Annotated in this window: 5 protein-coding genes and 1 pseudogene; 4 read left to right on the top strand and 2 right to left on the bottom strand. The window is 58.0% G+C overall.

What is annotated here, in order from left to right; translation table 11 throughout:
• On the top strand, positions 1-227 hold a 227-nt coding region (locus tag E1N52_RS42570), incomplete at its 5' end, for a transposase domain-containing protein (protein ID WP_133191043.1).
• Here E1N52_RS42570 and E1N52_RS45190 read toward each other — a convergent pair.
• A pseudogene (locus tag E1N52_RS45190) lies at positions 156-490 on the bottom strand (Tn3 family transposase); the annotation flags it as partial. The gene E1N52_RS42570 and the pseudogene E1N52_RS45190 overlap by 72 nt on opposite strands.
• Positions 491-1101: 611 nt before the next feature.
• On the opposite strand from E1N52_RS45190, the gene E1N52_RS42580 reads away from it, so the two are divergent.
• The 3 genes from E1N52_RS42580 (at position 1102) to E1N52_RS42590 (ending at position 5550) form a co-directional block, all read left to right on the top strand.
• Complete coding sequence (locus E1N52_RS42580; protein WP_133191045.1) at positions 1102-2136, top strand: methyl-accepting chemotaxis protein; 1035 nt, start codon at positions 1102-1104, stop codon at positions 2134-2136.
• 453 nt (positions 2137-2589) lie between these two features.
• Positions 2590-3261, top strand: a complete 672-nt coding sequence (locus tag E1N52_RS42585; RefSeq protein ID WP_133191047.1) for a hypothetical protein — start codon at positions 2590-2592, stop codon at positions 3259-3261.
• A 1815-nt stretch (positions 3262-5076) separates the two neighbouring features.
• Positions 5077-5550: a DUF6130 family protein gene (locus E1N52_RS42590; RefSeq protein ID WP_133191049.1), complete on the top strand. Its 474-nt coding sequence runs from the start codon at positions 5077-5079 to the stop codon at positions 5548-5550.
• Positions 5551-6547: 997 nt separating this feature from the next.
• On the opposite strand, the gene E1N52_RS42595 is transcribed toward E1N52_RS42590, so the two are convergent.
• The coding region (locus E1N52_RS42595) for a transposase (RefSeq protein WP_133184843.1) at positions 6548-6776 on the bottom strand (229 nt) is incomplete at its 5' end.

Below are 6776 nucleotides of genomic sequence, written 5' to 3' on the forward strand. Positions count from 1 at the left end.
ACTCAATTCGCCCCTTCTGTGTAGGGAGGCGCTCGTGGTTGTTTGCGGACACCGTGAACGGCGCAAACGCGAGTGCGAATCTCTACTCACTGGTCGAGACGTGTCGGGCGAACCGTATCGATCCATACCGCTACCTCACCTGGCTGTTCCAGCGCCTACCACTGGCGACAACAATTGACGATTACGACGCACTGCTTCCTTGGAAGCTGCCGGTCGATCTGCGCTGATCCACGTTCCTGACTCACCTCACGTTCTTCGTCATGCGACTCTGTGTGGCGTCGATGATGGATCGCATACGAATGAATTACAAACCCTTTGTTCAGTCCGGCGGATACTCGGCGCCAGCAAAGCTGGTCCCGCGACCACTTCAGTGTGAACTGCGTACGTTCGATGCGGCCGAGCTCACGCAGGCTGACCGCAAGACCGTTCTGCGCGGATACGCGTTCAGCTTTCGCAGAATCAGCGAGGCCGTCACCGTGCCTTGCTGGATCTCGGGCGTACAACATATCAGACTCGTCGATAGCATTGCAAGCTGCGGCGATGTCGGCGCAACATGCATCAACACCCTTTTCGGCGTTAGTGGAGGCGTTCTCCTGGGCCCCACTCCATCCGCGCCAGGAGTTGGAGGGTGCCGCGTTACTCAACGGGATCATGTTGGCTCAGAGTAGTCTTCCGCAGTGACCATGCATGTACGGTGGAGCTTACCGGTTCCAGTTTCCCCCAAGTATCGAAAGGCAATATCTGCCTGCCGTGTAGCGCTATCTCCCGCTGACTCTCCGCAACCGAGAATTTGCGCGTGTTGCTTTGGGAGAAAACTCAAACCGCCAAGTGTCTCGGGTACCGGCGATCGGGTTTCGGGCGCACGTGTACGCGGCGCGAGTTACGCCGAGTATCTCAGCTGAAGCACCGGAGAATGCTTTGCGTCGCTCGCCCCTTTACCCCGTGCTGGTGCGTATATGCACTCGAACGAATGCCAGACGTCCGATGATCGCCCCGTTGCCGCGAAGACAACGTTTGACCACGTGACGTCTGCCATTGAAGACGACAGGCCCGAAGCTTGCATAACAGGGAACAAGAACCACGCTCCCCTGGAACCATCACATGTCGAATCCACAAGCAATCGTCGACCTCACTCATGAAGTCAAACGCCTCGCTACGAGCAAGATCAGCGACATCAACGACATCAACCGCGAGACCACATTCCTCGCTCTAAACGCGCTCATCGAAGCGGCGCGCGCGGGCAACGCGGGCAAAGGCTTCGCGGTTGTCGCAAACCAGGTCAAGCAAGTTTCCAAACGCATCTCGGAAATCACCACAGATCTGAACAAGGATCTCGCCGGGTCGCTGTCGACACTCACGCAACTCGGCGATAGCATGATCGAGCGCCTGCGTTCCCACGACGGTCAACGTTGCGCCGATCTCGCGCTCAACATGATTGATGTCATCGACCGCAACCTCTATGAGCGCTCGTGCGATGTGCGCTGGTGGGCCACAGATTCGGCCGTCGTGGATTGTCTCGCCAATCACGATACGTCTTCCGCGAAGCATGCTAGCGAGCGGCTTTCGGTAATCCTTGATAGCTATACGGTCTACCGTGACATATGGATAGTCGATGAACACGGTGTCGTCGTCGCGAACGGGCGGCCAGCATTGTATGCCGCGCGCGGCGAGAACGTGGCAGGTGCGGATTGGTTCAGGAACGCGATGAAAACCCGGTCAGGTGCGGACTACGTCGCATGCGACGTCGAGGCCCTCGTTTTGATGCACAACGCTCAGGTGGCAACCTATTCGACCGCTGTCCGCGAGGGTGGCCTAGCGAACGGTCGCGCGCTGGGCGCAATCGTGATTTTCTTCGACTGGGCGCCGCAAGCCGGCGCTGTTGTAAAAGGCGTCCGTCTGAGCGAAGAAGAATGGACTCGCTCGCGCTGCATGATCGTCGATTCGAACTTTCGAGTGATAGCCGCCTCAGACGGTAAGGGTATCCTGACCGAACGCTTGCGCCTGCAGGTCGACGGCAGGCAGACAGGCTACTATCGGGCTTCAGACGGAACGATCGTGTCATTCGCGGCGACGCCCGGCTACGAGACATATCGTGGGTTGGGCTGGTATGGCGTCCTCTGCCAGAAATCAGCATAAGGTCACGCGCGCAGGGTTTGGGCCTGTTCGCGAACAGTCAACCACCTGAGCTGAGCCCAGTTTTCCACGAGGATCGTCGCACAAAAGCAGCTACAAAGATAAGTATTCCTATCTAAACAGTAGGAACGTACCCCAGCGTCGTCCCGACGTTCTCCCCGCGGTGCATAGCTGCCCTCTCGGGTGAACTCGTGAGCCCCGAAGGTCAGACAGCGAGCTTCCGGTGTCGGCCAGTCTCAGCCGATCGACATGGCGGTCTAAATCGTTGAAAATGGTCTGCACCGACTGTCGATCGATGGGTCAGTCGATCACGGATGAAGGAGTAAGGCCCCGGCTGGGCGCGGAGTGCCCGTTATACGACGGGGCTGGCTCCGTATCGACGGGGAAGCGGGGCCAACACTGCGGCTGGACAGTAGTCGCAGCATAGCGGCTTACCTTGAACAAGAGGGAGTTGACGTGAAAACTATCGAAACAATACCTTCGTTTAGGCATATACGTTCTCAAGCGATTGTTTGCCTACTGGTGATTGGAGCCGCTATCTCGAGCAATGTTGCGGTCGGGGCGGAATCGGCTCAACCCACTCAGGATGGACCGCACTACGCGACCGGAGACAGCTGGACTTACGAGCTGTCCGACCTGCTCACGGGAAGCAAACATACCGTCACGCAAACGGTGACACTCGTTCACGCAGACGGGAGTGCGTTACTCCAGATCGCCGGAGGCGGGCGCCTGGAACTGACTCCTGAAGCAAATGTTATTCGCATCAAATCCGATCGGAAAGCGTGTGATGTTGGACTTCATTTTCCGCTGCAAGTCGGAACGCGTCATGAGGTGGACTGCACGACTACTGCCACAACAGGCCAAACTGTAGTGCTGCGTGGCCAGAGTGAAATAGAAGATGTCGAAACGGTTAATACGAAGGCGGGCTCGTTTTCAGCGATAAAGATCAAGACGACGGGAACCTGGTCGCCGCTATCCGGCTACGGCGGAGGGCCGATGGAGGAGACCAGGTGGTATGCGCCAGCTGTCAAACGTGTTGTCCGCGACGAGTATCAAATCCGTCTGGCCGGAAAGGGTACGCCCGTGACGAAATCCAGCGAACTGGTGGGCTACTCAGTGAAACCTTAGCGCACAGCCAGGTTTTACTCCGACTGTCGGAAAGCTGATATCGCAACCGTGCATCACCTGACACCTGTTTATCTTGCGGAACCCCTTAAGCGTGGCGGATGTCGCTGACAAACCCGGCATTCCAGATGCATGCGGCCGAACGTCATGCGAAGGCAATTCGCCGCTGCGTGCGCGAACTACAGAAGAACGGGTTGACGGCGCTCGATAAGCGGCTTGATGAGATCGTTAGTTGGTAACTGTTCAAGATTGCGCCTCGCCGGTGCTATAAACGGTGCGCCCCTTCGCCTACGCCAAGCGCACTTCGGAGGTCCTGCGCATTAGCACTGCGTCACAGGGGCGCATTCGGTCCATATGCGCGTCAATTGCCCTTATAGATGTCGCAGGACAAGCCGGTGATGCAGAGGGCACCGGTTCGTGGATCCCGTTCTCCACGGGACGTACCCGCTCCATATGTTCCCATTGGTGCTCCGCCCTGTGAAGCGTCGGACTGGTATTGTCCCGATGCGTTGGTGGCTGCGGGTTGATCGGGCATGGGTTGCTGAGAGGGCGATGCCGGGGTAGCGGACTGACCGTAGGCCAAGCTGCCCATGGAAAGCAGTACGCTTCCACCAATCACTAGAAATAGCGACTTCATGATCAGGTACTCCATCGACTCAAACGTCGTTTCCACGCTTTCGATTCGACAGGTAGGCAGCCTTTGTCCGCGAGTCGTTGGAGCGATAAATGCTCGAAGGCCGCGAAGATTTCGGGTGCCATGAGGCTCGTGCAGTGTATGGCGAGGCGGTGATTTCAGCCGTCGTGCGACCGCAGGCTCGCACACTCCGCGCGCGGGTAGCGCTGGACGCAAGCTTCACTACGTCTAGCTAGTTATAGGCCCTTCAGCTGCCAAATTCCATACAATCGCGCAATGAGATCCGCGTAACAGGGTCCCTCCCTTTAGCAAGCCGCTTGTACTTTGGCTTCTTGGCGGTAGTCGCAGCCCGTTCTTCAAATCGGTCCACATCGAGATCAGTGAAGGAAAAAGGCGGGCCCGCGCATGTCCAAACAGTATGGAGTGGCTGGTATGGATTCGCGCGCGCACGCTGCCGTCCAATCCGCGGTCAAGACGAACAATTGGACGTTCTCCGAATCATTGGCGAGGGCCCCGACCGTTGGAGTGTTTAGCAGTGCTCCATCCGTGCTTTCATCCTGCTACCGTTCCGGCGCGCCCCACTTGCGTTGAGTTCCCATAGCGAGGGTAGGTGAGATTGCATCTACGTGACGTTCAGAAAGGACTCCGACACACATTGACTAGTACGCCTTGCATCACATGGCAGGTGTCGGCTCCTGAGCCGACGGTCGAGTGCCCCTATGTGCGCTTCTGTGCCAGGCAGCTGTTGGCCGGGTGCCGACTTATGCAATTTGCATGTGCAGCTTCAGCCTCCCCAGACTGTATCGGCGGCACGCGACCCTTCTCTGCCGTTGAAGTCATCCCCTCACAATGGGCCGTTGTCAGGGCCTCAATTGACGTTCGCTCATGGACTTGTTCATGACCGGCAACTGGGCGTCACGTTGAGCATCGACTGATTCTCAGCGCTCGCCTCCGTCCCGCCGGGCATCCTTTTGTATCCCAACGTATCTACACCAGTCAGGGATACGCACGCTCACACACAACCGGCTTTCGGACATCCGCGGAATACGTTCATCCGCTCAAATAGGCCATCGCGGCCCCAGAGCTTGGGAAGTCACTCTGTGCAACTGGCATGACACGGCCAGCGATTCCAAGCTAAGTTAATCGAACTTTCTCCCCTTGGGGATCAAATAGTGAGAACGCAAATGAACATGCTGATCAAGACGCTTGCCGCAGTTGCTGCTGGTGCCGTGCTCGCAACGAGCGCATTCGCCCAGAGCGCAGGGGAGGTCGGCATCGCATCACCGTACGTCGCCATCAACAACGAGCCCCCGCCAAAACTGATTGTGGATCCCACGCCGCTTCCCGCTGGATTGGCCCACGGAATCGTCTGGATTCAATATCGGGTGGAGAACGTGCATATCGTACCGGTGTTCGGGGCTGCTGCGCTCAACGTGTCTCCACGAATCGGGCACCTGCACGTACACATCGACGATTCACCTTGGGGTTGGGTAGAAGCGAACGATGTCAATACCATCAGCGTCGCTGGTCTGCCACCCGGTCAGCACAAGATGCTTGTCGAGTTGGTCGACGCTCAACATCACGTATTCGCCGGGTGCACGGAGTGCAGGCAGACGGTGACGTTCACGGTCCCAGAGGGCACGCCTCATTCGCACTAAAGGGCTGACAAGAGCCTCTCCGCTGCTTCGTCGCAAATGGCGTCCATCGCATCCTGAGTTATAACCGTTCTACCCGATGACTGGGTGTTCGTCTTTGACATCGGCATGGCCGCTTACGGGGCAGAGCCGACGCCTGAATGTCCAACGGTCGCCGTATGTGAGTGACCAGTTGTGGCCGTCAAGCGTCTTTGGCTCCAATTGGCGTCAGTCATCTGTCGGCGCCGTCTCCACGGACAGTGGGAAAAAGGTGGACAGCCTGATCGGTACTGCCATCCTGTCTTGCGGGGCCACACGCATATATATCAAAAAAATACCGCCGATCCCACGCCATGATTATTTTGCAGTACGAGATATATGTTCCTTCGTGATTGCCCCCCACTGGATCGGAGGCACTGGCGACGTGGGTCAGCGGCCCGGTTCATCCCCGCTACGCGCAATCAAGACGTCACAGCCATAGGACTTCGGCTGCGACAGCAGTGCGCCATCGGCACGGCTACCGATCTGCCTGAAGACCGGGTTTGGCGCCGTCGACCTGTGTGGCGGGCAAAATGGCGCAAGACCGTTAGTCGCATTTCCGCCCGGGCGACGGCCGTGCGTGACAGCCGACGGCGGTTTGACATTCGGCCTGGTAATGTTGAAAAAGGCGCATTCGGTGATGGGCGCCCCGCAGCCGTCAACCGATGCGCATGCCCGCCGCGATATTCACAATGGTCGGCAAGCTGTGACGGTCCCACCATGGCCGCTACCCAGGTGTCGTGGTCCGCGTCGGGCTGGTGATGGCGCGTGAGTCTCGCCGGCAGGAAGCGGAGCATCCATCAGGAAGATCAGGTGGCAGCAGGGCTCCGTGAATCGTTCAGACTGGCCTGGTCTGCGATACACCGGCGAGATGCAGGATCTTTGCTGCGACCCTGCGGAAGAACGCGTCGTCCGGAAGTGTCTGAATTTTTGTGTGCAAGGCAGATAAAAACCTGCCGTCTGGCAGGTCATCAATTGCATTCTACAAATGATTCCTGGTGAAGCGATCCTCGTAGAGGATCGCGAACTGGTTCATCGCGGCTTTCCAGTCATGTGCGGCACGGCTCCAGTCAGCCGTGATATTGCGCAAGGCCAGCCACAGCAGTTTGGTCGCGGCCTCGTCCGTGGGGAAGTGCCCACGCGTCTTGACGATCTTGCGTAGCTGGGCGTTCACGCTTTCAATGGCGTTGGTCGTGTAGATCACTTTGCGC

Origin of the sequence: Paraburkholderia guartelaensis (genome assembly GCF_004353905.1) — a bacterium.
In the GTDB taxonomy this organism is placed as follows: domain Bacteria; phylum Pseudomonadota; class Gammaproteobacteria; order Burkholderiales; family Burkholderiaceae; genus Paraburkholderia; species Paraburkholderia guartelaensis.